The 24,797-nt window shown below is 46.4% G+C and carries 26 protein-coding genes; 5 read left to right on the forward strand and 21 right to left on the reverse strand.

Annotation, left to right across the window (positions count from 1 at the left end; translation table 11 throughout):
- The first annotated feature begins 111 nt into the window (after positions 1-111).
- Complete coding sequence (locus tag ACJJIW_RS14615; RefSeq protein ID WP_444935547.1) at positions 112-507, forward strand: MAPEG family protein; 396 nt, start codon at positions 112-114, stop codon at positions 505-507.
- A gap of 84 nt (positions 508-591) precedes the next feature.
- Here ACJJIW_RS14615 and ACJJIW_RS14620 read toward each other — a convergent pair whose 3' ends face one another.
- The 3 genes from ACJJIW_RS14620 to ACJJIW_RS14630 all read right to left on the reverse strand — a co-directional run bounded on the left by ACJJIW_RS14620 (position 592) and on the right by ACJJIW_RS14630 (position 2,418).
- The gene (locus ACJJIW_RS14620) at positions 592-891 is read right to left on the reverse strand and encodes a YebG family protein (RefSeq protein ID WP_108732704.1); all 300 of its coding nucleotides are present in this window, start codon (positions 889-891) and stop codon (positions 592-594) included.
- A 301-nt stretch (positions 892-1,192) separates the two neighbouring features.
- Positions 1,193-1,810, reverse strand: coding sequence for a LysE family translocator (locus ACJJIW_RS14625; RefSeq protein ID WP_444935548.1), 618 nt, complete (start codon positions 1,808-1,810; stop codon positions 1,193-1,195).
- The gene (locus ACJJIW_RS14630) at positions 1,810-2,418 is read right to left on the reverse strand and encodes a DUF924 family protein (RefSeq protein ID WP_444935549.1); all 609 of its coding nucleotides are present in this window, start codon (positions 2,416-2,418) and stop codon (positions 1,810-1,812) included. Before ACJJIW_RS14630 ends, ACJJIW_RS14625 begins: the two co-directional genes overlap by 1 nt.
- A 170-nt stretch (positions 2,419-2,588) precedes the next feature.
- Between ACJJIW_RS14630 and ACJJIW_RS14635 the strand changes: the two genes are divergently transcribed.
- From ACJJIW_RS14635 to ACJJIW_RS14650, 4 genes are read left to right on the forward strand one after another with little or no spacing between them, the layout of a single operon-like run.
- Positions 2,589-2,879 (forward strand): hypothetical protein, encoded by a 291-nt coding sequence (locus ACJJIW_RS14635; RefSeq protein ID WP_444935550.1) that lies wholly within the window; start codon positions 2,589-2,591, stop codon positions 2,877-2,879.
- A 60-nt stretch (positions 2,880-2,939) separates the two neighbouring features.
- A complete protein-coding gene (locus tag ACJJIW_RS14640; RefSeq protein WP_444935551.1) occupies positions 2,940-3,734 on the forward strand; it encodes a DUF6249 domain-containing protein in 795 nt (264 codons plus the stop codon).
- Positions 3,735-3,745: 11 nt separating this feature from the next.
- Positions 3,746-4,300 carry an RNA polymerase sigma factor gene (locus ACJJIW_RS14645; RefSeq protein WP_413665211.1) on the forward strand — a complete coding sequence of 185 codons (555 nt, stop codon included), beginning with the start codon at positions 3,746-3,748 and terminating at the stop codon, positions 4,298-4,300.
- The gene (locus ACJJIW_RS14650) at positions 4,293-4,667 is read left to right on the forward strand and encodes a hypothetical protein (RefSeq protein WP_444935552.1); all 375 of its coding nucleotides are present in this window, start codon (positions 4,293-4,295) and stop codon (positions 4,665-4,667) included. Before ACJJIW_RS14645 ends, ACJJIW_RS14650 begins: the two co-directional genes overlap by 8 nt.
- Positions 4,668-4,808: 141 nt before the next feature.
- On the opposite strand, the gene ACJJIW_RS14655 is transcribed toward ACJJIW_RS14650, so the two are convergent.
- The 18 genes from ACJJIW_RS14655 to exbB form a co-directional block, all read right to left on the reverse strand.
- Positions 4,809-5,864, reverse strand: coding sequence for an alpha/beta hydrolase (locus ACJJIW_RS14655; RefSeq protein ID WP_444935553.1), 1,056 nt, complete (start codon positions 5,862-5,864; stop codon positions 4,809-4,811).
- Between the two features lie 343 nt (positions 5,865-6,207).
- Positions 6,208-7,092, reverse strand: a complete 885-nt coding sequence (locus ACJJIW_RS14660) for an alpha/beta fold hydrolase (RefSeq protein ID WP_444935554.1) — start codon at positions 7,090-7,092, stop codon at positions 6,208-6,210.
- 205 nt (positions 7,093-7,297) lie between these two features.
- Positions 7,298-8,725, reverse strand: a complete 1,428-nt coding sequence (locus ACJJIW_RS14665; protein ID WP_282933379.1) for an alpha-amylase family protein — start codon at positions 8,723-8,725, stop codon at positions 7,298-7,300.
- A 180-nt stretch (positions 8,726-8,905) separates the two neighbouring features.
- Complete coding sequence (locus tag ACJJIW_RS14670; protein WP_444894295.1) at positions 8,906-9,505, reverse strand: glutathione S-transferase N-terminal domain-containing protein; 600 nt, start codon at positions 9,503-9,505, stop codon at positions 8,906-8,908.
- Positions 9,506-9,731: 226 nt separating this feature from the next.
- Positions 9,732-10,142: a hypothetical protein gene (locus tag ACJJIW_RS14675; RefSeq protein ID WP_444935555.1), complete on the reverse strand. Its 411-nt coding sequence runs from the start codon at positions 10,140-10,142 to the stop codon at positions 9,732-9,734.
- Between the two features lie 919 nt (positions 10,143-11,061).
- Positions 11,062-11,787: a hypothetical protein gene (locus tag ACJJIW_RS14680; RefSeq protein WP_282933376.1), complete on the reverse strand. Its 726-nt coding sequence runs from the start codon at positions 11,785-11,787 to the stop codon at positions 11,062-11,064.
- 743 nt (positions 11,788-12,530) lie between these two features.
- Complete coding sequence (locus ACJJIW_RS14685; RefSeq protein ID WP_282933375.1) at positions 12,531-13,604, reverse strand: hypothetical protein; 1,074 nt, start codon at positions 13,602-13,604, stop codon at positions 12,531-12,533.
- Positions 13,601-14,302: an OmpA/MotB family protein gene (locus ACJJIW_RS14690; RefSeq protein ID WP_282933374.1), complete on the reverse strand. Its 702-nt coding sequence runs from the start codon at positions 14,300-14,302 to the stop codon at positions 13,601-13,603. The genes ACJJIW_RS14685 and ACJJIW_RS14690 overlap by 4 nt, the downstream gene beginning before the upstream one ends.
- Complete coding sequence (locus tag ACJJIW_RS14695) at positions 14,295-15,605, reverse strand: MotA/TolQ/ExbB proton channel family protein (protein WP_444935556.1); 1,311 nt, start codon at positions 15,603-15,605, stop codon at positions 14,295-14,297. The genes ACJJIW_RS14690 and ACJJIW_RS14695 overlap by 8 nt, the downstream gene beginning before the upstream one ends.
- Entirely contained in the window at positions 15,605-16,837 is a 1,233-nt protein-coding gene (locus tag ACJJIW_RS14700; RefSeq protein WP_444894293.1) for a class I SAM-dependent methyltransferase, read from the reverse strand. Before ACJJIW_RS14700 ends, ACJJIW_RS14695 begins: the two co-directional genes overlap by 1 nt.
- Positions 16,838-16,907: 70 nt before the next feature.
- Entirely contained in the window at positions 16,908-17,522 is a 615-nt protein-coding gene (locus tag ACJJIW_RS14705; protein ID WP_282933371.1) for a bactofilin family protein, read from the reverse strand.
- A gap of 1,034 nt (positions 17,523-18,556) precedes the next feature.
- A complete protein-coding gene (locus tag ACJJIW_RS14710) occupies positions 18,557-19,165 on the reverse strand; it encodes a helix-turn-helix transcriptional regulator (RefSeq protein WP_444935557.1) in 609 nt (202 codons plus the stop codon).
- Between the two features lie 493 nt (positions 19,166-19,658).
- Complete coding sequence (locus tag ACJJIW_RS14715; protein WP_444935558.1) at positions 19,659-20,444, reverse strand: PhzF family protein; 786 nt, start codon at positions 20,442-20,444, stop codon at positions 19,659-19,661.
- A 182-nt stretch (positions 20,445-20,626) separates the two neighbouring features.
- The gene (locus ACJJIW_RS14720) at positions 20,627-21,355 is read right to left on the reverse strand and encodes a hypothetical protein (protein WP_282933368.1); all 729 of its coding nucleotides are present in this window, start codon (positions 21,353-21,355) and stop codon (positions 20,627-20,629) included.
- A gap of 534 nt (positions 21,356-21,889) precedes the next feature.
- Complete coding sequence (locus ACJJIW_RS14725) at positions 21,890-22,306, reverse strand: YbaN family protein (protein ID WP_108732723.1); 417 nt, start codon at positions 22,304-22,306, stop codon at positions 21,890-21,892.
- Positions 22,307-22,545: 239 nt separating this feature from the next.
- Positions 22,546-23,382: an energy transducer TonB family protein gene (locus tag ACJJIW_RS14730; RefSeq protein WP_444935559.1), complete on the reverse strand. Its 837-nt coding sequence runs from the start codon at positions 23,380-23,382 to the stop codon at positions 22,546-22,548.
- Positions 23,379-23,813, reverse strand: a complete 435-nt coding sequence (locus tag ACJJIW_RS14735) for a biopolymer transporter ExbD (protein WP_444894288.1) — start codon at positions 23,811-23,813, stop codon at positions 23,379-23,381. The genes ACJJIW_RS14730 and ACJJIW_RS14735 overlap by 4 nt, the downstream gene beginning before the upstream one ends.
- Positions 23,813-24,766 carry a tonB-system energizer ExbB gene (gene exbB, locus ACJJIW_RS14740; RefSeq protein ID WP_444935560.1) on the reverse strand — a complete coding sequence of 318 codons (954 nt, stop codon included), beginning with the start codon at positions 24,764-24,766 and terminating at the stop codon, positions 23,813-23,815. Before exbB ends, ACJJIW_RS14735 begins: the two co-directional genes overlap by 1 nt.
- Positions 24,767-24,797: the final 31 nt, after the last annotated feature.

The following is a 24,797-nucleotide window of genomic DNA, read 5'->3' on the forward strand; positions in this document are numbered from 1 at the left end:
CGCCTACCTGTTGGTCTGAAAGGTCCATTGGCTTGTACAGGATTTGTGTGGCGGAGTACTTGCTTTCGGGGATATATTCCCTGGCCAGATTGATAAGAACAAGGAAAAAACATGGCGAATATCACAGCACTCTACACCGGCCTTTGTGCGCTTCTGATTATTTACTTGGCATTCAGGGTAGTCGAGTTTCGTCGCACAAAGAAAGTGGGAATTGGAACCGGAGATGATCGTTTCAATGAGATTAGGGTGCGAGTTCACGCTAATGCGATTGAGTACACTCCGATAGCGCTGCTTCTATTGCTGGCTGCAGAGTTGGGTGGATTGCCCGCACTGTGGTTACACCTCTTTGGGGCGCTCTTTTTTATCTCACGGGTACTTCATGCCTATGGACTGACCAAGGGCAAAGGCGGGCTGCACTTTGGACGCTTCTGGGGAACTTTAATCAGCTGGGTCGTTATCGTTGTGTTAGCGGTCATTAACATTGTTAATGCCGTAATTAATCTTTGAAGTTTATTGGTGAGGCTCAGTATGAGCCCCACGCAAAAAAGCCCGGTAGAACCGGGCAGAGTACAGGGATGAATCTATAAGCGTTTACTGATTGGCGGCGAGCGGAGTTACGCGATCATCTTCGCTTTCCTGCACCATGTTTTCGTCTTCTTCGAGCAGTACTTCAGGCTTCCCTTTACAGGCTTTAGCCAGGGCATCGCGGCGTTTGGCCAACAGCAGGCCGATCTCTTCGCCCACTTGCTCATCAATGCTGTCGATGTGGCGCTCAATCAGCGATGTGATGTTAGCTGCGAGCTCCAGCATCTTATCGTGTTCTTCAGCGTCTTTTTTGTTGTCGAACATTGCTCCGTCTCTATCGCATTTCCAAACAGCTACTACGGCCATCGTGTGCCTCCCAATCGTCTATTAGACTGTCCACTTAGTTTGTATGCCGCTACCCTAACTGTATAAATATTCAGTGTCAACGATGCGGTGAAGAAAGGGCCCTATGCGGTCAAAAGACCAGCAGGTGCGATGATTGGTCCGCCATTAAGCGTGAACACTGTCATAATGTGCATACAGCCAGACGCATTCCCCCCGGGGCGACTGGCTGTCTTCACATCATTTAACAGGCCCGCTTGCGGGCCTGTTTTTTATTTGGGTGTGGTGAAACTGAGGTAGTGAAGTTTTCTGCAGGCCTGAGGCTTTAGATGCTAAGGATCAGCCGGGCAGCCAGTCCTATCAGTAAGATCCCGAAAACCTGTTGGATGCGATGGCCAATATGCTTGCTGACCAGCTGGCGTTTACGGCTGGCGTGAACCGCCAGGGCAACGATACAGTACCAAATTGCATCCACTCCTGAAACCAGGGCCGCCATGCCCAGCTTGGTGCTCAGGGCCTGTTGTTCTGACACAAACTGGCTGAATAGGGCGGTGAAAAATACGGCGATCTTGGGGTTGAAGAAGGCAACACCAAAACCTTGAGCGATAGAGCGCTTCAGGCTCTGGTGTGGAGGTTGTACGGTTGCAGTACCGGTACCCGGTGCGGGCGCACTGAGGGCTTTCCAGCCCAAGTAGACCAGCATTGCTGCACCGGCCCACTGCAGAATGTTAAATAGAAGAGGAGAGCTAGTAATCAATACCGCCAGGCCAAATGCGGTAAGAATTGCGTATATAGCGACCCCGGCTCCGTGAGCAATAGCGCTGGCCAGGCCTTGCTGTAGGCCAGAGGAAGCGCTGCGTAAGACGATAAGAAGACTTGGTCCCGGTGACATGGCACCGAGGGCACAGATCCCCGCGAGAGATAACCAACTGAGTAAATCCATTATTTAAAGCCGCCCCCTTGAGCCAGCCATTCTTTTTCTGCTTGAGTGGAAGTGCGACCCAAAGCCGCATTGCGGTGAGGGAAGCGCCCAAATCGCTCGATGACCTCTTGATGGGCAAGGGCGTATCGATAATGAGTGTCGAGATAGGGCGAGGCAATTTTGTCTTCTGCGAAGGTTTGCTGCAACTGCCGAAAGTAGTCTACCGAGCGCTGCTGGGTCACGAAGTCTTCGCTGTGCTCTAGCGGCATGCCCAGGAATATCTGCTGGTAGAGCCCAAGATTCGGGGCCTCTCCGCGCTGAATCAGTGACATCGTAATTGCCAGTGCCTGGGAATCTGCAGCGAATGCCTGGCGAGTGCCCCGGTAAATGTTTCTGGATAATTGGTCACAAACCAGTAGCAAGGCGAGTTCGCCTTCCAAAGTTTGCCGCCAACGGTCCAGCTCTCCACGCTGCGCTGACTCGGCAATAGCTCCAAATCTTGCCTTGATGTCGGCGTCCACTTCCGGAGTAGCGGCAAACCATAAACCCTGCTTCTCCGCAGCAATAGAGTTGCCACGAATATCAGTGCTGCCAAACCAAAAAACCAGGACATCATCAGGGGTTGTCATATCGAAGTTCTCATTCCGTATTGTGTTCCGAGTTTATCCGATCGTTCCAGCCCAGTGATGACCATTAGAAGGTGGTTCCAAGTGTTGGCGTAAAAAAAATTATACAGCTGCATCCAACTGGGCTCCCCGAATCGTCATAGTGGCGTACAAGGGAAAAACGGGAGATCACAATGTTTACTGCGAGATCAACTAAAAAGGTACAATTTTGCGTCGCGCTATCTCTAATAGTTGCGGCTCTGCAAGTGGGTCAGGCTAATGCCTCCGAGCTGACGCTTTCCCAGGATGGGATTCACCGAGAGCTCACACAGAAAATTGATCAGCAAATACTTAGGAAGCTTGGTGAGTGCACTGATAAGAGTGAGAAGGTTAGCCGGCTAACTCCTGTGCGTATTGCTGAGGAAAAGGAGCCCCGAGGAGGAATGGCTTACCCCTACTCCAAGGCTCGAATGATGGTGATGTAGGTCACCTCCCCCCAACGACGGTTCACACCACTGATAACGAAAATGATTAGAGAGTAAGTAATGAGAGCGAGAAATAAACAATCATTCCAGGCAGTCATCTGCTGTTGGGTGGCCATTGCGGCATCCAGCATAAGCATGGGCAGCTGGGCCCAGGAGGAGGACTCATTTGTCCCAGAGCCCCCGCCGCCGCCAGGTGTGGAGGCCTCCGAATCTGAAACCCGCGTCCGTATATTGCGTGAAGATGGTGTTCTCACGATCAAATCCGAAGGAGAGAATGGTGAGAAAAGTGAAGTGCGGGTTGACTTGGGGCAGGACTTTGGCGGCCCCCTAAGCCAGGAAATTATTGAACGGCTGAAAAGCAAGGGCATTCTGGATGTAGACGGAAAGGTTACCGAAGATACCCTGAATAGCGTACCGGACAATGTCAAAATCAGGCTATCGGAGAGTCGTGACTACCGGGGTAGGCACTGGGACCATCATGATTCACACCACTCTGGAAGTGATGACTCATCTGTAATCCCAATAGTAGCGCTGCTCTGTGTATTTGGCATGCCAGTATTTATTGTCTGGTTGGTAACGCGCAGCAGCTATCGCAAGAAACAACTGGTTATGAGCAATATCAACCAGATGGTTGCTGATGGTCGGGATGTTCCCCCGGAGCTAATTGATCTTTTGGATGAGAGAGAGCCAAATAGCTCCAGTGATCGCGGTATCACTCTGATCGCAATAGGCGCTGCAGTATTCCTCTCCCTCTCAGCTCTTGCAGGTATTGGAGTAGGCAGTCTTGGCTTGATCCCTCTGTTTATCGGTGTGGCTCGCTATGTGAACTGGAAGCTTGATAACAAGCAGGTGTAGGAAAGGCGAGTATGGACCTCAATGACGAGGAATTAATCAGGCGAGCCGTCAAAGACGGGGACCAGCGGGCATACGCCCAGCTGGTTCGTCGCTATCAATCTCAGCTGCGATACTCGCTCCGACAGCTGTGTGATGGTGACCAGGGTCTGGCAGACGATATGGCGCAGGAGGCCTTTATTAAGGCCTATAAGGCGTTGCCGGCGTTCAGGGGGGATGCCCGCTTCAGCACTTGGCTGTACCGTATCGCCTATAATCTCGTCATGAGCCACAAACGTAAGAATATGCCCGATGTGGATCAGGAGGCAGTGGATAGGGCTCAGGCCGATGAGACTATCGAAGAATCCCGGCAGTTAGGGATGGCTAGGGACCTTACTGCCGCGATGGATACCCTGAGTGGCCCGCAACGGCAAGCAATCCATCTGTGTATGCACAGGGGCTTTTCTCACGAGGAGGCGGCAAGTATTATGAAATTGCCGCTTGGTACGGTAAAATCCCATGTCAACCGTGCTCGGGCCAAGCTGCGTAGCTTGCTACAGCCCTGGCGTGAGGAGGTGGTAAATGGTTAACTTTGAACAGCGCAACACGAAAGGTAACGCCTTGAGTGAAATGGCATTAGAGGGCAACGACCGGGAGTTTGACGCCTGGCTAAGCGAACAGCTCCAGTTCAATGAGCCCCATTTGGATAACGATGGTTTTTGTGACCGTGTGATGGCCGCGCTCCCTGAGCAGCCTAAACGCTCAAAGCGTCGTTCCAGTTACTCTCAGTACATTGCGGTAGCGGCTGCCTTAGGGATCATTGCCTGGCAGTTCCCTTTCAGTGAGGTAGTTGCCGAGATGGCCAAGCAATCCATTAGCTTGTATAGCTTGGTAGGTGTTGGACTTTTATCTTCTTTAGCGGTAATGGCCGGTGGCATTTTCGCCGCACGCCGCTAACGAGAGCCTGCCTTTATGGAAGCCCGCGCCTAAATCAAGATAGGGCGGGCAGCTTCCTTTTTATTGCTTTGCAAACTTTCCTTTAATTTTTAGTGGGCGCACTTCACATTAAGAGTGTGTCTGGCCTTCGAGTAGATTTTGTCAGCCTTTGCAGCGAGCGTGCTCTTCAGTCTGGTTGCACATCTCTTTCAATATGGTTTTCCCCGCCTCTTCATAGCCATTGTTCAGCAGGTATTCTGCTGTCTCAACTGTGGCATCGATCCCGGTGGAAATTTCTTTGATGGTGTATGCGATATGGAGTTTTAATTCGCTGGCTGCGTTTTCAGAATCGGAAATGGCATGGTGGGCCATCAAGCGCTGTAGGGTATTGGTGGGAATAACTACTTTGAAGCCAAATTTATCTGATAAATTATGGTAGTGATTTGTCAGTCCATCAAATCCACTTACTTTAAGTTCGTAAGTAGGTTCCCACCCTGCAAAGGTGTGTTGTAGGGCAAATTGCATAGAGTGATGTTTGGTCGTTCTGTGGGATTGCTCTGGGAATTTCTGGAAGGTAAAGGTTGCACCCGGTACATTTGCGAGAGTTTGGCTCAACTCGTCAAATGGGACTTGCATATGATTCCCCTCGTTAGCGATGGTCACGGTCAGCGGGGAAAGCTCTTTGAGTTGTTTAGGTGCTAAATTGGAAACTCGCTCGGTTATATATTTATCCTCTAATGATGGGCTAAAAGCAAAGTACTGTGAAAATGGTGCTTTGTCGTTTAGCCAGTAGTCCAGTACGAAGCGGCCAGAGTTGGAGTGCCCAGACAAAATACTAAAATCTGCGGTTCGATAGTTTTTATTGACATAGGGCACAACTTCGCTCGCTAGGAACTGAGAAAATGCTGTCAATTTACCTTGATCCGGGCGCAACTCCTTGCCCATTCCCTCTACACCAATCACGATAAAATTGGGCACTTGGCCTTCAAGTAAATCGACAGTAGACAAAGTAGAAAGCATGTCCCACTGAGCGTGTAATACGTAGAGCACAGGATATTCTTTGTCACTATCCTTATATTGTTCGGGAAGTTTCACCAAGATGGTTCGGTTTTCACCAAGAAAATCTGATTTGATTTCCGTCTTTTGTGCGAGAATAAAATCTGAAGCATTTGCTATCAGCGAACAAACACTTATCAAGGCTAAAAATAGAACTCTCATTTTCCACTCTCCATGTAGGTATTATTTTAGGGGGTAATGTAATACTAAAGTTCGGGTTAAATTAACCAGCTAAAACTGGTTGAAGAAAGCTGCTTTTGCCTGCTTGTCAGGTATTTTCAGTAGAGGGTACTCGTGTCGACGTGCACCGATGTTTGTGCCGAAAGAAGTTGCCAATTTATTGTTATATGACTTAAATCTATTTATTGACCCTTTAGATGTCAAGTGCCTTGACTGGGAGATATGCCTTGTTGAGCGGGGGTAAGTCGAAGAAGTAGGGCCTGCAGACTTAAAGCTTAGGGCTGGCTGAAGTCAGTCTGCCCTAAGTTTAACAAAATAGTGAATGCTACTTAGTTTCTATATTCTCCAGAAATTGATCGACCACTGCATTGAATTCATCGGGTCTCTCCCAAAACATCATATGCTTTCCCATATAAGCGGTAGTGGCGGAAGGGGTATTAGCTTTGATCCATTTGTCAGCCACTTCCTTAACTTCATTTCGTACCACATATAGCATGGGAATCTTCCCTTCAAGGCCGATAAGGTCTTTGCTGTAGTCGAGGTAAAAACCAGTAGCGTTGGTAATTGCGGCGACGCTGCTAGAGGTTTGATTGGCGATATTAGACACCCAGGCAATATTTTCTGCAGTGGGATTTTCAAGCATCCATTTGACGAACTCTGCAATCACATTTTCGCGATCCTCAATAATCCCCTCAGTGAATGAGCGCGAGTATCCGTCTGAATCATCATTCAGATACCAGACCCACTCGTCCCGGCTGGCCCCAGAAATATCCGGACCAGTGTCGATCATAATCATGGCTTTTATCTTGTCAGTGCCGAACTGGTTGAGATAGGCCAGTTGCTCGGTCACTCCATAGGACCAACCCGCGAGAATCACGCTATCAAGCCCCAGCCTGTCAATCAGTGCAGCTAAGTCCCGAGCGTGTTGCTGATAAGTATGGCCCTCAACAGGCTTGGATGACATGCCCTGGCCGCGGGGATCATAAGCTAGCGCGCGATACTTGGTGGAGTCCTTGAAATGGGCAAGTTGATGCTCGAAAACCTTTGTAGACATCATCCAGCCGGGAATAAAGATGATTGTCGTATCGCCATTACCCGCTTGTTCGTAGTGGATAGTGAGAGAGTTGTCGATCTTAATTCTCTCTGCTGCCACATAAGTAGAAAAAATAGACAGGATGCTAAATAAAATTACCAGATGAAGAGTCTTCATGACGCAAATTAACCCAATAAAATTTCTATAACGTTATCAGAGGAAGTTCGTAGGCGAAGGGGCCTCGGCTACCAATATTCGCTTATGCCCACATTGTACCGTGGAATTACTCCTGTTAGTTGTTGCTACAATATTGCCGGCCATATAAATTGCACAAACGTCCGTTTTATAGGGTTTATTACTTAAAGCCAAAGTAGGTGGGAGCTTACGGTAGTTGGTTATGATTTTTCCCATTTGGGTTGGTATAAAAATCTATATTGGGTGTGATTGCTCGGTATTTATCCAGAATGATCATAATGAAGAATAAAGGAATAAGTGACAGTGCTGAGAAGTGTAGTGCAATGAATTTGGTCTCCTCTTGTATGGGAGTGGAGGAAAATATAATTACTTCGATAATAAGTAAGAAAATAAATAAAAAACACTTATTGAAATCTGATATTGAGTCAAATATTTTGGGACCCAATATCCAATGCTTCCAGGATTTGTGCGCAATAGCATCTAGTAAGTAATAGAGACCGCAGGTAAAGCTAACCGATGTTGTAAGCAGTAGTTCAAATACCCAGGCGGGAGGCTTGCCTGGTGCGGGAGGCCAAGCATTCGTAACTCCAAATTCCGTAAAAGAGAGAATGGCAAAGAGACCGGTCGCCAGCAGTACAACTGGAAATCGAAAGACTAAAATTACCATACAGATTGCAGCAAAGGTCTCGAATACTCTCTGGGTTGGCATAAAGATCTCGGCGTGATCCGCTACCCAGGCCAGGGCTCCCCGATACCAATACGGTGTATTCCCGTATTCGACATAGGAGTTAATGAGACCTCGGTACCCTTCTACAGTAAACCAATTTAATAGCCCATCCTCAAAAACCTGAAAGACTAACATTACCCCGATGGTGAAGGTAAAAAGATCAATCCAGCGCCCTAATATCGGAGTTGAATCCTGTTTGGGGGGAGTATTTCGATACTTGTCTAAATACTTTGAAGCTATTGATAAAATGGCAATGGTAATGCTGGATAGGGCGCTTACAGTGAATACGTAATCGCCACCATTACGTGACATTGTAAAGACCCCAAATAAGAGAGCAGATGCTACAACAATCGCACAACCCCAGGTTAATAGGCTTACTCTCGGTGCTATCACCGCGCCTAAAAACCGAGAACGAAAATTGTATTGAGAGTCTTTATGGAGCTTGTAAATGCTAACTGCCAAGATTAAGGCAAATAACGCAGGTGACAAAAACTCGAAGTACCAGCTGTTTTCTCCCATGTAAGTCAACCCCCACAGCAAGATAAAGCCGAAAAACATGAGTGTCGCGCCCAAAACAATAAAAACACGCAATATCAAGAGGGTTCCAGCAAGCAATAGTGCCAGGTGGAGTGTATAGGTCACAAAAGCTGAGTAGGGGATAAGGTAGCTGACCAGTGATTTGACAAGTGCAGGTGTGCCCTTAGTCTGTACAAGCTGATGTAATAAACTTGCGAAGACATCCGGTGCCATTTGCCCATTAAAAAAGCGCATGATAACTAACTGAATACAGGCTGCGCCTAAGAGGAGGCTGATAATGGCTAGCCAAGTAGTTTGAGATGTGGCGCTTCTTGCTTGCTCAGTACTTAAGTGTAGGCTGGATATAAGCATGTATCTTATCCGAGGCCCTTTAAGATTGATTGCCTTATTAGTGATTATGGCAAATTAGGTAAATAACTTACAAATTTTCGCCATGTTGATACTGTTGTAACTACAAGGCTGGCTACAGCCAACCTTGTAATCGATGAGTTGATAAGAAATTTCCAAAGCGACATTTGGTGACAGCTTTAATTATGAGTTTCTCCACTCTGCAGCCAGGTCAATTGCTTGCTGCAAGATTGGCCACTCCAAAAGACTTTGCTGGTATTTGGTAGCTTTCTCGCTTAATGAGATATTATAAACATATAGTCTATAAGCGAGTATTGCGTAAAATGCGTCTACAGCCCCAGCAGAGCCGAACATGAAGGGCAGTTTTGCTTTCGAGAAAATATCTTCAATCCTTTTTAACTCAGCCTGAATTCCAGAGTTAATATCCGGAGAGGAGTTGCTTTTATCTAAAGTGAAAGGGCAGTTGCTTCTTAAAGCGATAAAACCGGAGTGAAGTTCAGCACATAGGCTTCTTGATTGTGCTCGCTCAATATTTGAAGAAGGGTACAAGATGCCTTTGGAGAGCTCATTAAAATACTCAGCGATTGCTAGTGAATCATGAATGTAAGTATCTTCAAGCAACAATACAGGTACAAGTCCAGCTTGGGAATATTTAAGTACTTCGTTTTTGTAGTTAGGGCTGGAGAGGTCTATGGCTTTGATCTCAATGTCAAGGCCTGCGATTTGGGCGCATATCCAGACTCTTAAGGACCAGGTGGAATCAGTGCCTGTGATTAATTTCAAAACATGTACTCCTTTTTGGTGTTGCTGGAGAAAGTGGCAGGGTATTCAAGAGTATCCGAGAAGCTGTATGTTGCCTCCCTTCGCGATATTTAGAATAGAGTATACAGAATCTAGTGTTTAAACATTATACTGAGACTTTCATGCTGACTGAAAATTTAAGGGTGAATTTAGAGGTAGCATTAATTAGTCAGGTAGCTTCTTCAGTAGTTCAATAATGTTAGGTTTTTCATCTGTTTTTCTCATGAAATACCGGGGGTATACCTTGTTTAAGTTTGGACCTCTCAGCAGAAAAATAAATTCTCCGCCTAATGATGACCCTTGGATATTGCCGAGTTGATAGTGCCACATCTCCCAAAATTCTACGTAAAATTCCGGGGGGGATATGATCAAGATTGTTTTTAATTACACCATTTGGCATCAATTTAACATGGAGCCTAATCTTATTCCCTGATAAGGGACTGGTTCTCCCATCTGGATTAAAGGTGATTTCTCCGCTTGAGGTGATCATATCTACCTTTTGAACCAGAGCATGTGGAACGTGATCGGTGCTTTCTAGAAACTGTCCCAGTGTTGCAGGCTCTATAGCTGTTCCATTTGCACAGCTAGAAAATAGTAGAAAGAAAATCAACTTTTTCATGAGTATTATCTATTTTTGTAGGTTATACCAGGCACAACATTGATTGCCTAGGGCGGAGCTTTTTAATAGCTGTTTTCGTCAGTAATGTTAGTATTTCTGTCTGGTTTCGATGGTTTTTCTATTCTAGTCAGAATATGAAGAGCCAATTCACAAGCCGCTACTTACTTGTACCTCATTATTCATTGGTACCTCAATAATGGCCAATCACACCATCGTTTACAAAGAGATATCTATATGCTTTGGTGTTAAATCCTTCTTGAGTTGAATTTTGGTGGTTGCTATCTAGGGCTTTAGTAAGTATTTGTTCGGGAAACTCCTGTAACAAATCGTCGGCATGTACGATAACGGTTGTCGGTAAAAAGTGATTGTAAGAAGGGCTTTTGATAGAGTTTTATTATACCTTGTCTGCATCTTAATAAGTCTGAATAAATTTTTTAAGGCAAATGCTGGATCTGTGTTTGTGGGCGTATGTTGTGTCGGTTGGTATGTTCTCGAATTTTGATGTCATAAAGGGCTTTGGTACACTCCTGTCAAATTATTGTTTTAAATATCACTTGTTTCGCGGATCATTATTTTCAGGAGGTGCTATATAAGTATGTGTTATGAAGTATTTTTTCTTGAGCGGCTGTAGGATGTAGGTTGGGTTTTTATGTTAGATGGATTTGGTTACTGCTAATTTTATAGGTTTTGTTCGATGAAATGTTCGGAAATATAGTCATTTAGCCGTTTCCAGTTATGGAGGCTATATTTGGCATCTGTTCGAGATGGTATCAGTGTGAGAGAAGCCCGCCAGCAATTTGAGTTGGTGGAGCTTGCTGACGGAAAAAGAAAGTTTGTGTCATTTCTAAGAGTTCATCTCAAGTGAGATGAAGGTTATATGCTGAGAAAGTAAAAGAATAAGCAAGAGCTTTTAGGGTTCCTAGATGGCAAGATTTGGAGCTCGAAAAATTCTGTCGCGAGGAACAAATTGAATGTGAAGGTCCCGAGAAATATTTGGTTCGCTGATATGCGAATAATCTCCGGTCGCTGTGAATTTATACATTTGTAAATTTCGTCCAGCGATATACCTTCCTAATCCCCAATAGCCTTGGTAATTAATGGCCTGATCATCAGGGATTTGATTTGCAAGAGTGCTTATTCTGCGATCAACACGTCGATTTCCAATCATGTTCCTTCCCATTCTTAATCCTGTTACGTGTGCAGACCCAATAGGGATTATTCCTCCTGGGCGCCCACCTATATTAAAATGGTGAATAACACGTCTCGCTATTCCTTTTTGACGTTTTTCTGAAGATTTCCAAGCTCCATTTCCTCTCCATGAGTCTACGCATGCTATATCCCAATTTTTTCGAGTAGCCAATTTGATTAATAGCTCTGATGTTTCAGTGTCAGTTACACCCCCTGCGAAGTAGTCTTTTATCCTTTGAGGGTAAGTGGCTAGGCTCCCCGCAGCTTTAATTTCATGTGGTGCTTCAACGAACAGCGAGTGAGGTTGATCGCTATTGTCCGCTATAGCTTCAGCAGCAAAGGAGAAACCGTGGGGAACATCGTTATGTGGCTCTTGTATAATTACTAGGCCGCCGGCCTGTAAAGTAGCTCGAACACGGGCTTTTGCATCTTGCAGGGTTATATTATTTACTGGCATTTTTCTATCTCCATCTTACTATAGAATGACTGATTCAGAGTCAAATGTAATCGGTATCCCTCTCGTTGAGGAGCACCTTTTATTTGGCTCGGACTCAACTACAAATGCAGGAGTTATCATAATTCGGTTTGTGTCATGCTCATTTAATTATCAAGCTACTCTTCATTAAAGTTGGGTTCAAGCGATAATTTCAGCATTCTTTTAATGTTTACTTAAATTCACGAATTATTTATTTATCGGCTCGTCGTTATGGTAGATGGTGGCTGCCTAGTAATGCTGTAGCTACTTTTTTGGTTTGTAGCATGGGTTCTATTTTTTCTGCTGGTCGTAAATTTCTGTGCCGGATATGGTTGGTATTATGGAGGGGGTGATTAAATTATTTAGATTTTTATGATATTGTTCTTTCTGGCGTTTTACTGAATTACGGTTCCGAGTCATCCTGGCATATGGGGAATAACTTTCTTGTGAAAAACAGTAACGAATTGATAGGGTGTTTCGAGTACACACAGCGAAGTAATTATTATTGTGCATTGCTTGCAATGCAGGATGCGTCTCTATTATTTTGAGCTTAAAAGCTATAAAAGATTTTGGGAGGGCTTCTATATTTCTGCTATAGCAAGTAAAAATATCGGAATCTTCAGGGCGAGTTTTGAAGCAATTAAATAGGCTAACTCTTTGATTAAAGTGGGTTAAGAGGGAATGGTATAAAAAGCAAGCTGCCGATAGGCAGCACTTTGAAGTGGCTAGTTGCTTAGCCCTAATTCCCGCTCAATCTGAGCCTTTTTCCAAACTGAGTAACTGGCTGGTATCTTTGCCTCTTTGGTGCCATCGGCAATAATGGCGCGGCCGAGGTTTGGCCAGCATAGTACGGCCAATACCCTAGGCGCGATTACTTGGAAGACTTTGGGTGGCCCCATTAAGGATTTAAGCCTCTGTATTAATGGTAGCCAGGATGCGGGGACTACCTGTTCTGCGATCATCCATGAGGCCTGGGGATCACTGCCCAGTTGCTTTGCCAAGGATTCATAGCGCAATGTAGCGGCTCTCAGTGAGGCTTGGGGTGGTGCGAGTATGACAGCGCGGGCCCTTCTCTCTGCACAGAGCAAGCAAATCTCTTTGGGGAGACCGCTACTTTCTGCAAGCTTTTGGTTGAGTGCCCATCCACTGGCTTTGATATCGCATTGGCAGATAGAGCAGTTATATTTCGGGTTTTCAGGGGTAAATACAGAGCTAACTTTTTGGGGGCGTTCGCCATTTTTCCAGATGAGAGAGTGTCTTCGAAAAATATTGCTGGCAAAGTATCGGGTATAGGTCAGCCAGTCGATATTGGTTACATTGCCGAAACGGTCTTTGTGTACAACGTCGGGAATATTGTGGCTGTAAAGGTGACGTAAGCAGTGAGGGCATGGCTTTAATTGATCCTGGGGAAATGACTTGCACGCTTCGCTATAGTCACTACTGATCCAAACCGGCCCCTTATAGCTATTCACTATTGGGCATTTGGGGTAAATATGAACTTGACCAAAAGAGTCCGGGTTTTGTTCCAGGCCAAATAAAAAAACCGGAATACCCCGGTAGCGCCAAGCCACAGGTACGCTATCCAGATCGCTTGAATCGAGTTGCATTCCAGTACGGATGGCTTTGGCTAAGCTGTTTCGATCAGACATTTCAGATAAGCGCTGTGCTAAGGGGCGTTTGCCGGCTGGGAATGAATCTCCACCGCTAATCTCATAGGATACTGACAATGCTCGTGTGGCGCTTGGCAGCGCTGTGATAGCCTGACGGTTTTGAATAGGCTGAAATTTTGTGAGGTTCACAGAGCTTCCTCAAGGATTTGCAGGATATGGCTTTCTGAGTCTCTAACTACCCTGAATGCTACCCGGCGGGAGCGATCCGGATCTTCTACCCCATTCTTATCCAAGACTGGGCGAGCCGAGGAGTAACCGACAGCTGCTACCTTGGCCCGTACCAGGACGGCTTGCTGCGAAGGCAGTAATGAATGGGCATATTGCATTACGGCTCGTGAGCGCTGTTGGGAAAGTCGCAGGTTGTGGAAATAACCTGCTTCCGGTGCGGATTGGTCTCCCCATTCAGAGCTTGTGTGCCCTTCGATCTGTATTGCGGCAATGGAATCCATATAGGGCGTCAGCACTTCGATGTAGCGAGGTACAAAGGAGGACATAATCTCGCGGGCATTGTCGCTTAGGGTAAAGTCACCGGTTTTAAATAAGGCATCACTGTTATTAAATGAGATGGCCAAGGTTTGCTTATCCAGGGACGCTCCCCATCGAGTTAAGTCGTGGGCAAATTCCTGTTGCAGAGTTTGATAGATGGCCAACTGGGTGTCCCGGTAAGACTCAGCGAGTTCACGAATCTTGGCACGTTCGTCGATAAGGGAGCGCATTACAAAGACGGCAATACAGAGAAATACCATCATCAGGCCAGCCATCATGTCCGATAGACTAATCCATTGACTATCGCTGGACTCACTACTGGCTTGCGTGCTTTCAAACATGCGCCTCTCCAGTGATTCTCTGAGCCTGCGCATCGATTCTCTTCATTTGCTGGATGAGCTGGCGGAAGTCTCTGGAGAATTCTCCGCTTAAAGTGCCTAGGGCATCGCCCATCGCTGCCATAACACTATCTACTTCATCGCGTAGACGCTCATCCAGAAGCTCATATTGGCGCTTGATGCTGACATCGGCATTACTCAGATCGCGAGTAATCACTTGTGACAATTCGGTAATCATCTGGTTGTGAGTTTTGGCGATCAGCTGAGCTAGCTCGGCCATGGATTCCCGGTGACTGGTAGCCTGCTCGTGAATTGCTTTAGAGAAGTGGTTGGGGTCCATACTGGTAACCACATCGGCCAGGGCTACGACCCTACTGGTTCTTTGGTCGAATACTTCCGCCTGGGTCCTACTCAGGGAGATCAGGTTGGAAACCTGGGCCCCCAGTTGCTGTTGAGCTTGGTCAATTCCTCGGGTGAGCGCTTCAAACTTGGGCGCAATATCGGGGATCGATTGCTGTAGAACTTCAATAGAAGCTTGCTGCTCATTCAGCATGATTGATATCTGCTCTGCGTGATTGCGCTGCTGCTCTACCAGGGTGGGAATCACGTTGAAAATTTCTGGCAGCTCAGTAATACGTTGGTGTAACAGTAGAAGGTTTTCCTGAGCACCATTAATTTCATTGAGAAGAGTTGCAGTTTGGTCGCGGTAAATAGTTGCGAGTTCTGCGTGCTGCTGATGCTGATCTATTAGGGCTTGCAGGGCAGGGGATACGGCCTCCAATTGCTGGGTAAACTGCTGTAGGTTCTCACCCATCTGGGCATTCAGGCCGCTATTAAACTTTTCTACAACCGCAGTGAGTGACTGTAGGACTTCATCACTAATCTGTCGCTGGAATTTTGCCAGATCTTCGCGCTGGCCATTAATAGCTTGCAGTATGTCATCTGCTGTCGCTTTAGGGGCTTGTTCTTTAGTGAATATTTGAAAAATTGTTCGCAATATCAGGGAAAGGAAGAGCCCCAAAATACTGGTCATAAAGGCGGTTTCCAGACCTTGCATCAGTTCTGAAATTGAGGTGTCAATATCGTTTAGATCAAACCCGTAGATACCGATAATGATACCGATAAAAGTACCTAAAATACCGAGGGCCGTCAGTAGTGATGGTGTTTCCTTTACAAAGCGGGGAAACTTGCCTAAAGGGTAGAGGATTATGGCTATAGCACCAATGGCAAGCATGACCATAAGAAAGGTGTCGGTAACCTGTTCCGCAGACAACTTGGTTAACCAGTGGTAGAAAAACTGGGTCATTATTTATCCTTTACAACTTTTTGCATTGTTATTTCGTGATAAAAAGGTCCGTTGGGTATTCGCCCGGTTCCCTGGCTGAGTACTTTCATCTCTGGTAGAGATTTCACAACATCGGTGATGGTGCGGAGTTGGGTTTGCTTACTACCTGAAGCGTGAATATAGGTTCCAACCTGGCCCGACTTTTGAATTTCAAATACACCACAGTTAACGGGAAGCTTGTTTTGTTTAAATAGCAAAAAGTGCATCACGCCACCCTCACTGAGATATTGATACAGGGCCTTAGTGATCGATTGTATTTGCTCGGTGGAAAAGAAGTTGAGAAGATCCCAGAGGAGGATGCAATTGAGATCCTTTGGCAGAGTTGCTTGTCGCAATGCGGCCTGCACCGCTTCTTCAAATGGCACTTTTCTGCTGGTTTGCCAAGCGAGTGATGAGTAAAAATCAGAAATAAACAGTTCACCGACCTCCCTTTGGAGGTGCTCCATATTTCTCCCAGCCTTTTGCCCAATATCCAGAACTTTGCTGACCGGTGAGCGCTTAACGTGAGTCAGGGCGGTGCCTAGAGCGGTTAGCGAAATATTAGTAAGGCGGTTTTTCTGGAAGGCGGATACCGCTGCTGATGATCCACTGGCCATTACGGAAGTTGGCGATTTTACATTGCCATATTCAAACATTAATTCGATAAGGTCTTTACGCATCCCCTCTCTTTGTAGCAGGGAGGAGCGCAGGGAGAAGTTGCCCATAGTCTTCATTAAATTCAAGGATGAGTACCTATAAGTGGGCAGTGGTTCTTCCATGTGGAGCGGCTCTGTATTGAAGGTAAAGCCAGAAAGGCGCTTAAAGTCAGCGGGCCCCTTGGGCATAGTGCCGGTGTACAGCATTGTATGGAAAATGGTACGAGGCTTTAAGTGGGGTCGGATTTCCTCAATGAGCTTAGTAATAAGCTCAGGCTCCATAAAGTTGAATAGATCCCAACAGAGCACCACATCAAGCTTGATTCGTTGGGGCTTTTTGGTGAGATATTCAGAAAGCTTATCGGCCCTGACTTCTTTATCGAGGGCAGAGGTGTCCAGTAGCAGGCTGCGTAAATCTTCGATAAATGTCTGGCAGGAGCGCTCCAATAAAGGCTGTGTGGTGCCAAACGAAAGGCATCCCAAATCTAAAACTTTACTACCCGGTTGAATGACTTCATCCACCAAAGCAGCAATACCAAATGAATGATGCTGCAACATATTTCCCACACCAAAACTAAAGCCCCGGCATTAGCCGGGGCCCATATTGAGGACTAGCTAAGAAGGTTTCTTAGCTTTCCTCAGCTTCTTCTTCGGTTTCTTTAGCGCCGAAGAGGTAGTCGCTAGTGTCGGACAGGCGAGAGGAATCGCTTGTGCTCGTGGTGCTGGAGGAGTAGGTAGAGCTACCGCGAGTACGGGCTGCCGGCTTTTCTTCTGCTGCGGGCAGGTCTGGGTGTACCAGACGATCAGAGAACTCCTTGTGGCGCTCTTTCATTTCGGAATCGGTATCAACCATGTCCATGGAGCCACGGAATTTACCGCCGTCGTCCAGCTTGATTCTCGGTGCAATCAGATTGCCATTAACTTGTGCGGTGTTGCGAATTTCGATCAACTCATCGGCAAGGGCATCGCCGTCCAAGGTGCCTTCTACAACAATATTTTTTGCGTGGATATTGGCAGTAACTGCACCACCAGTGCCAACAGAAAGATTGTGGCCAACCATGATCACAGTACCATCAACAGTACCTTCCACGTGCAGATCTTCGGTACCGATCAGCTCGCCACGAAAGTTAATACCTTCACCCAGCACTGACTTGGAGCCGGAGCCCGAAAGAGATGATTGCTGCTCAACAGCGCTCATGCCTGCTAAAAATGGTGTGGAGTCATTGCTTTTGTCAGTGCTCATAGAAATAAGTCTCTCTGTTTAGAAAAGTCAGCTGTTGCGTCGATTGCACCGATAACCGTGGTTACAGGGTTGTCGATACGTTGGGTTTTTGTTAAATCGGAAAATCAAAATTTTCAAAAGTGATAAGGCACTTTTAATGGCGGGTACAGATTATTTTGATACTGAATAAATCTATCAAAGCAAACGACCCTACATTTATGTCAATTTTTTTTCTTTGCCATGAGTGTTTTGCTAAAAAAGAAAATTAGACTATGAGTGCTTTTGGTCACCTAAAATATCCCTGTCTCTGCCTTTTCCCTATTGTGCACATACCTTAAGAACGACTTCCTTTGTCCTTTTACAGTTTTCGTCTCTCTCGTAGAGTTGCAATGCACATTTTCTCGTGCTTGCATCAAGGTGAAGAAGAGGTTCTTCCGACCTTAAGCTACGATCGATTTTTGCGATTGCTCTTGATATCGCTATATTCTCGCTATTTACTTCAGACTTGACCTGTAAGTAAATATTTACTTCCTTTTGTGGAGGGCATACTTCTAATTGTCTGCTGATGGGTATCGAGCCTACTGGCACAAAACAATATATGATTGGAATACTACCTACAGCGAGCTTACCAGCGTTTTCGGTCCGGCAATCAATCAAGCTGACCTCGACTTGAATGCGCTGAATTTAGCACGGATTGCATGCTAAAAGTGTGACTTGTAGCACTTTTTGGTCGTGATGATCGTCGTTTCTTGTTTTTTAATCTACTCGCGATTTTCGGTATAAAATATTGCTGCAATATGCGACGTATTCATATGTAAAGAATTGTTTATGTTGGCATCTGGATTAATGTCTGAGCCTTGCATTCTTCCGCTTCCAAAATCTTACCCTAAATGTAAGTGTGTACTTATTTGCAATAACTACTAGGTGTGCTCAGGAAGGCAGTTTTCGCTAGGATATATATCACTCGCCGCATACCTCTCAGGCCCACCCACAACAAGGTAGGCCTAGGAGATATTCCTGATAGCGTTGATGAGGTGCCAGCCTTGCTGGGCAGGCTAAATTTCAGGGGTAATTTGGATTTTAAACGGGGTTCCGTTTGAAGTTTTAAGCTCTACCTCTGCAGCTTGGTTGAACCCTGTCACCAGAATGGGGCTTGCTATCTGCTTATAACCACTAGAAGCCCCAAATTCATATATTTTCGTCTGTAATCGAATTTGGTTTTCAGAAACTTGCTCGGCAGATACCTCGAACCTAAGTGTGTTTTCGATTTGGATTTCGCTTTCATCTCCTTTGTTATTGAGGAGGCGGACGGAGGCCAGGTTCTCGTTTCTGGTGCTGGCATCTACCTTAAGCATTATTGGAGAAGCTGACGATAAGGAGGTATACAAGAGCAAAGTCGTACCCAGGGCCAATATTGCGGTGAGATATTTTCTGCCCTGCTTGGCCATCGATATTTTCGGGTTTTCTTCAAGGATTATATCTATGGGCTCCAGTGAAAATGCTGAAGATATTGCTTTAATTGAATCTTGAGAGGCATTTCCACTTTTTTCTATCCGTTGAATGGTTCTAAGGCTTAATGATGCAACATCGGCTAGTTGTTGTTGACTCCAAGCTCTAGTTGTTCTCAGTTTAATAATTTTCTTTGAGTTAACTTTCATTTCCATACTTCTGTCCCCTGAAAATTGAGCTCCATTTTCAGGGGGGCAGTCCTTATTGGTTACGATGTTCCTGCGACGCTTACCTGACAGCTATATGACCTTGTCCAAATAATAGACTGTCTGTGCAATTTACGGTCAATGGTGGCGTGTTTGAAGGTTAGGTGATTCACTGATGTACTACAAGGGGCGCGCAATCTTTAACTATTGCCCTGGATCTACATTCTGGGTCAGGAAGACATCTATAGGCTCTAAGTTCTCACTTTGAGATAAGTAAAAGGCTAGGGTGTTGAGTCAGGTTGTAACTGGAGGTTCGGATAGTGGCTCTTCTGTTTTTTTTGGGGGGGGAAGGTTACCACTAAGCAAAGCCAAAGAGCTTTCAATGAGAATATGTAGCAAGATGACTTATGGAGCTTCTGAACAATTCCGTAATATCTCTGCGAGCCAGAAGCATCACGGATTTATTTAGAGACTCCTTATATAAATTTAACTCTCCAAGCTATTAAATCTTAATACTGCCGTGAAGATAATCTACAGCGCCTCCCTTAAGAGAGACTCTGTTACTATGCAGTTCGCAGTGAATTAGTCCAGTCCGCTTGGAGAGTTGCTTAGCTAAAAGTACATCCTTTTTAAATTGTTGGCTCCAATATGGTGCCAGTTGACAGTGCGCTGACCCTGTCACAGGATCTTCGTTTACCCTTAATTTTGGATAGAAGCATCGGCTAACGAAATCAATATCGTTACTTGCTCCAGGAGCGGTAATGATAACTCCTCGTTTATCCAGCTGGGAAAGTTTTATAAAATTTGGATTTACAGATTTTAGATCGGTTTCGCTACCTAACACAGCTATATAATCATATGCGCACAGAACTTCTCGCGGAGTGATGCCGAGGCCATCAATAAGAGCGTCTGGTGCTTCTGTGGATATCGGAATGCTAGCCGGAAAGTCCATGCTATAGACAGCTCCCGATCTCTGGACTAACAGTGGGCCGCTTTTTGTATCAAACTGGATGGTTTGGCCTGAGTATCTTAAATGAGTAAATAGAACGTGGGCAGCTGCGAGTGTGGCGTGGCCACATAAATCTACTTCTGCCTCAGGAGTAAACCACCTCAGAGAAAAGGAATCTTCATTTTTAACAAAGAATGCGGTTTCAGAGAGGTTGTTTTCCTCAGCTATCTTTTGCAGTGTCTCATCCGCAAGCCAGTTATCAAGAGGGCACACAGCAGCAGGATTACCTTCAAATACCTCGGAGGCAAAGGCATCTACTTGATAAATTGCTAGTTCCATTAGTTTTTTCCTTGAGCAATAGATGCTATTTTCGGTCAGTATAAAATTATTGTGATAGTTGGTGTGTTTATGCCAGATTGCTTTGTGGTACCAATTTTCTAAGGCTAAGGGAAGCTAGGATACTTATACCTGGGTGTCCTTTAGGGCGGGTCTTCAAAGTCCACAGAGATATAGCTAATTATTTACAGGCTCTCTAACTGCGCAAAGCGACGTTCGTAATAAAGCAGGCCGTTAGATATACGCATAATCTCAAGAAGGTCTCCAGAAGAAAATCCAACAACAATTTTAATCGGTGCTTCTTCACTGTATTGGAGAAGTTGTTCGTTTTTGCAGAGTTCTCGTGCTAGGAGGGATGTATAGCATAAGCTGAAACCAATGTATCCGTCTCTATTTAGGTGTTTCGGCTTGTTAGCTCCTTTACACAAGGCTGCAATATTTCTCAAATATCTCGAGCCCAAATCAGAATTCGAATATATCCAATCCCGTCTGCTTTTAAATAGTTGAGGAAGTAGTGTTAAGCTGATATCCGGGAATTCCCGGCCGATACTATCTCTGAATTCACGCAGCTCGAAATATAGGACTGAAGGAGAAAGCGAGTCCCCAGCAGCTACCAGTTCTGTATCGAACCATGTTTGGGCTAGGTCAAGTTCATCCGTTCCTAGCATAGTGGGCAGCTTTAGCCATGCCAAATTGGGGGTTCGGCCATCAGCCCAAAAAGAAAGGTTTTCAAGGCCGTCTTGGATGGATTCGTTTTTTTCCAGCGTATCGAAAATCACTTCATAGTATTCAGCTATAGACAAACCCCGAACTCCTGTCATATCCCATTTTTGCTCAGTATATCGATCAAGCAAGCCAGTGGGGACGTTTTTGGCATCTCCTTCTGATTCAGCAGTATGTGCGCTGGGGCGCAATCTAAAACAACCATCCCGTTCGAAATGAAATTCCAACAAAAGCAAAGAGAACGGACAGTACTGTAACTGGGATAATATGGTATACCAGTGCAGTGAGATTTTTTTCAGAAAGATTTGGAATGATTCGCAGCCTTGCGTCAATTGCCAGTAAGAAAGTGCATGCCAAAAGAATCAGTTTGAAGGATACCAGGCGAGAAATTGGATTGGAGAAGTTGAACCACTGCGATAAGTCAGGCAGTAGGGTATATGAGAGATATAGCCCGGAGAGTATTTGAATGAGCAGGGCGGGGATGCCAATCTTTTCGTAGCTGCTTTCAAACCGGGAAAGAAAAGCTACATCCTTATCCCGTAAAACTTTGGGTAGTATTGTGCAGGCAAGTATCAGATGCCCACCGGTCCAAATTGTTGCACCTAGAAGGTGAAAAAAAAGTACTACGTTGTACATCCTGTCCCCCAGACAAATCCTTGTTGGGGGACTATAGCGCTAAAATCTACGGGTGTCTGCTGCCAAATAGGGGTAGAAAGTAGCGTTGTCTACTCCCTGGGTTCCGGCCGTGACCAAATCCAGTAGGCGCCGCAGCTGATGCCGCCAATGGTAAAGCAAAGAAGGTAAATATTACTGATATGAAGGATGGCAAAAGCTAGGGATATAGCCATTGTCAGGCTGGCCAGTAACTTGGTTCTGCGGCTTACATAACCACTGCGCCAAGTCCGCAATAGATGCCCAAAGAGATGGTGTTCTTCGATCCATTGGTGCAGGCGCTGGGAGCTGCGTGATGCGGCCCAGGCACCGAGGACAATAAATACAGCCGACGGCAGGCCGGGAAGAATGGCTCCGATAATGCCAAGGGCGATAAAAAAGCAAGCAGCGGCGCCCCACAGCCAGCGCATCCAGCCCTTTGCCAACGGCGGGGTGTAGGACATTACGCTGTCTTCAGTGGATTCTTTCATTCGGTACCTCTACCTTCTAGCTTATTGCAGTAGTTGTGCATCAAAAGTAACAATATTTGTCCGCTTGGTCTGCTTGCTCATAAGCAGTTTGCCCAGCACCTAGTCAATAGAGTCAGCAGGCCGATAGGTCGCTAGTGCAGGGTAACGGATTATGTGGATGATTTCCTCTGTCCAGGGAGGTGACTTTCTGGTTTATGTGAAACCAGGCCTCCCAGTTCTGAGAAAGCAATTTATTTTGGTTAACGAATAAAAAATTCGACCGGAACGGCCATTGTCAGAGGATCACCGGGTACCTCTTCTGGTGGTCTAGGCAGTGGTTCTGCCCTGCGCACCAAAGCCACGACTTCTCGGTCGAGAGCCGAGATACCACTGGCTCGGTGCAGCTCAACCTTTAGTACCTTGCCTTGCCGGTCCATCGTGAATTGTACCCAGGGAATACCCTGTTGACGCCGTATTTGGGCGCTACGGGGGTAGCGTTTTCTTCGCTCAAGATGAGCCTGTAATTGGTTCTGCCAGGTTAATCTGGCTTGTGATTCCCTCTGGTTCAAGGCGCCCACTTCCGGTGCCGCAGCTTGCTCTGCTTCTGCTACATCTGCCGCGAGAGGGGCTGATGTTTCTTCAACAACAGTTTCTCCAGTAGCCTCTCCACTGGAGTCTTGTTGCTGTGCGATTTCCTTCTCTTCCACTGGCTCAGGGGTCTCTTCCTTTTCCTCCGTGGGGGGCTCCTCTTCGGGCTTCTTAATGGCAATTTCCGAGGGGGCTTCTGGCAAAATAACAGGCTCTGACTGCGCAGAGGTTTTTTGTGGCTCGCTGCTCTGCTGGTTTGCGGGAGAGGATTCCTGTTGTTGAGGACCTACCGGTAGCGACGTGGGTGGTGCCACTGGAGCGGCTACCATACTGACTTCAAATACCTGTGGTGCTGCAGCAGGGGGCAGCGCCAGTTCGGATTTGGGCTGCCATAAAAAATAGGCGGCAATAAGTCCGTGAAGGGCTAGGGCGCAGCAAAAGGCGCTGAGCGATAGAAAAAATCGCGGACGCTTCGCAGATTTTACCTTCGGGCCGGCCAAGAGGCTCATTGGTTTACGGTCGCCGGTTTATCCAGACCTACCAGAGCGATTTTCTGGTATCCGGCACTGGCAAGGCGGTTCATCAGGTCCATCAAATCCCCATATTCCACTTTGCTGTCGGCACGCAGCAGGATTTGCTGTTCTGTGCCAATTTCATTTGCCAGGAGTTCAGCAGCTAAGTTCTCCCGCACAATAACTTTGTCCTCACCGAGAGTCAGGGTGAGGTCCTTTTGCAGGGTGAGATATTTCGGATCTTCTGCCTGGGGTTGTTGTGGAGCTGTCGCCGAGGGTAGATTGACGGGCACGCTTACAGTGGCCAACGGAGCCGCAACCATAAAAATAATTAGCAATACCAACATTACATCGATAAAAGGTGTGACATTGATATCGTGCTGTTCTGGCAGTTCTTCGCTATTGCTGCTGTTGAGATTGAATGCCATTAGTTGACGCCCTGAACTTGCGGTATCGCGCGCTTTTTGTTCGCGCTAACCAGTTCGGCGAGCGGGCGCGCATTTGGATGATGGCGATCCAGGTCCCGACTAATCAGTACCATTAAGGCGGTGACATTATCGGCCAATACCGCACGATAGTTGCCGATAGCCCGGGAAAAGTAGTTGTAAATTACTACCGCCGGAATCGCAGCAACCAGGCCGATCGCAGTTGCCAGCAGGGCTTCGGCAATACCTGGAGCCACTACGGCCAGGTTTGTGGTTTGGGTTTTTGCGATACCGATGAAACTGTTCATGATGCCCCAAACAGTTCCGAATAGACCGACAAAGGGGGCGACGGAACCGATGGTTGCCAGAATTCCGGTGCCACGGTTCATGTCGGTAGCGAGAGAAGCTTGGACTCTTTCCAGGCGAGCCAGAACACGTTCTTTTAAGCCGTCATCTGACACTGGGCCACCAGAAGATAAGTCGAGTTCGTGACGACTCGCTTCTACCAATAACAGGGCACCGCCGGTTTGGCCTGAAAGCTTCGATTCGGCATTGGCGAACGTCTTGCTTTGGATCAGGATTGCCAATAATTGTTTGGCCTTGCGACGTGTTATTACCAGCTGCACGGTTTTAAAAAGCCAAATAGCCCAGGTTAAAACAGAGGCCAACAGTAGGCCGATCATTACGCTTTTAACGACGATATCCGCGGCGTGATACATTCCCATGGGAGATAAATCGTGTGCGCTGAAAGCGGTATCTCCAATGTTGGAGGTTGCAGTCGAGGTAGGGTTGTCTTGATTTTCTTGCAACCCCACGGAGGTTTCCACATCTCCCTCGAGAACTATTTCTGTATTGCTTTGTTCGCTTGAGTTGGAATTATTTTCCTGCGCTAAAGCCGGCAATGGGCCCAATGTGCTGCCTAGCAGGCACAATAAAATTACAGTCCAGATTTTCATTACCGACTCCTGGCTTCAGGTGAAAAATAAA

This window comes from Microbulbifer maximicatervae (SeqCode) (assembly GCF_052467815.1).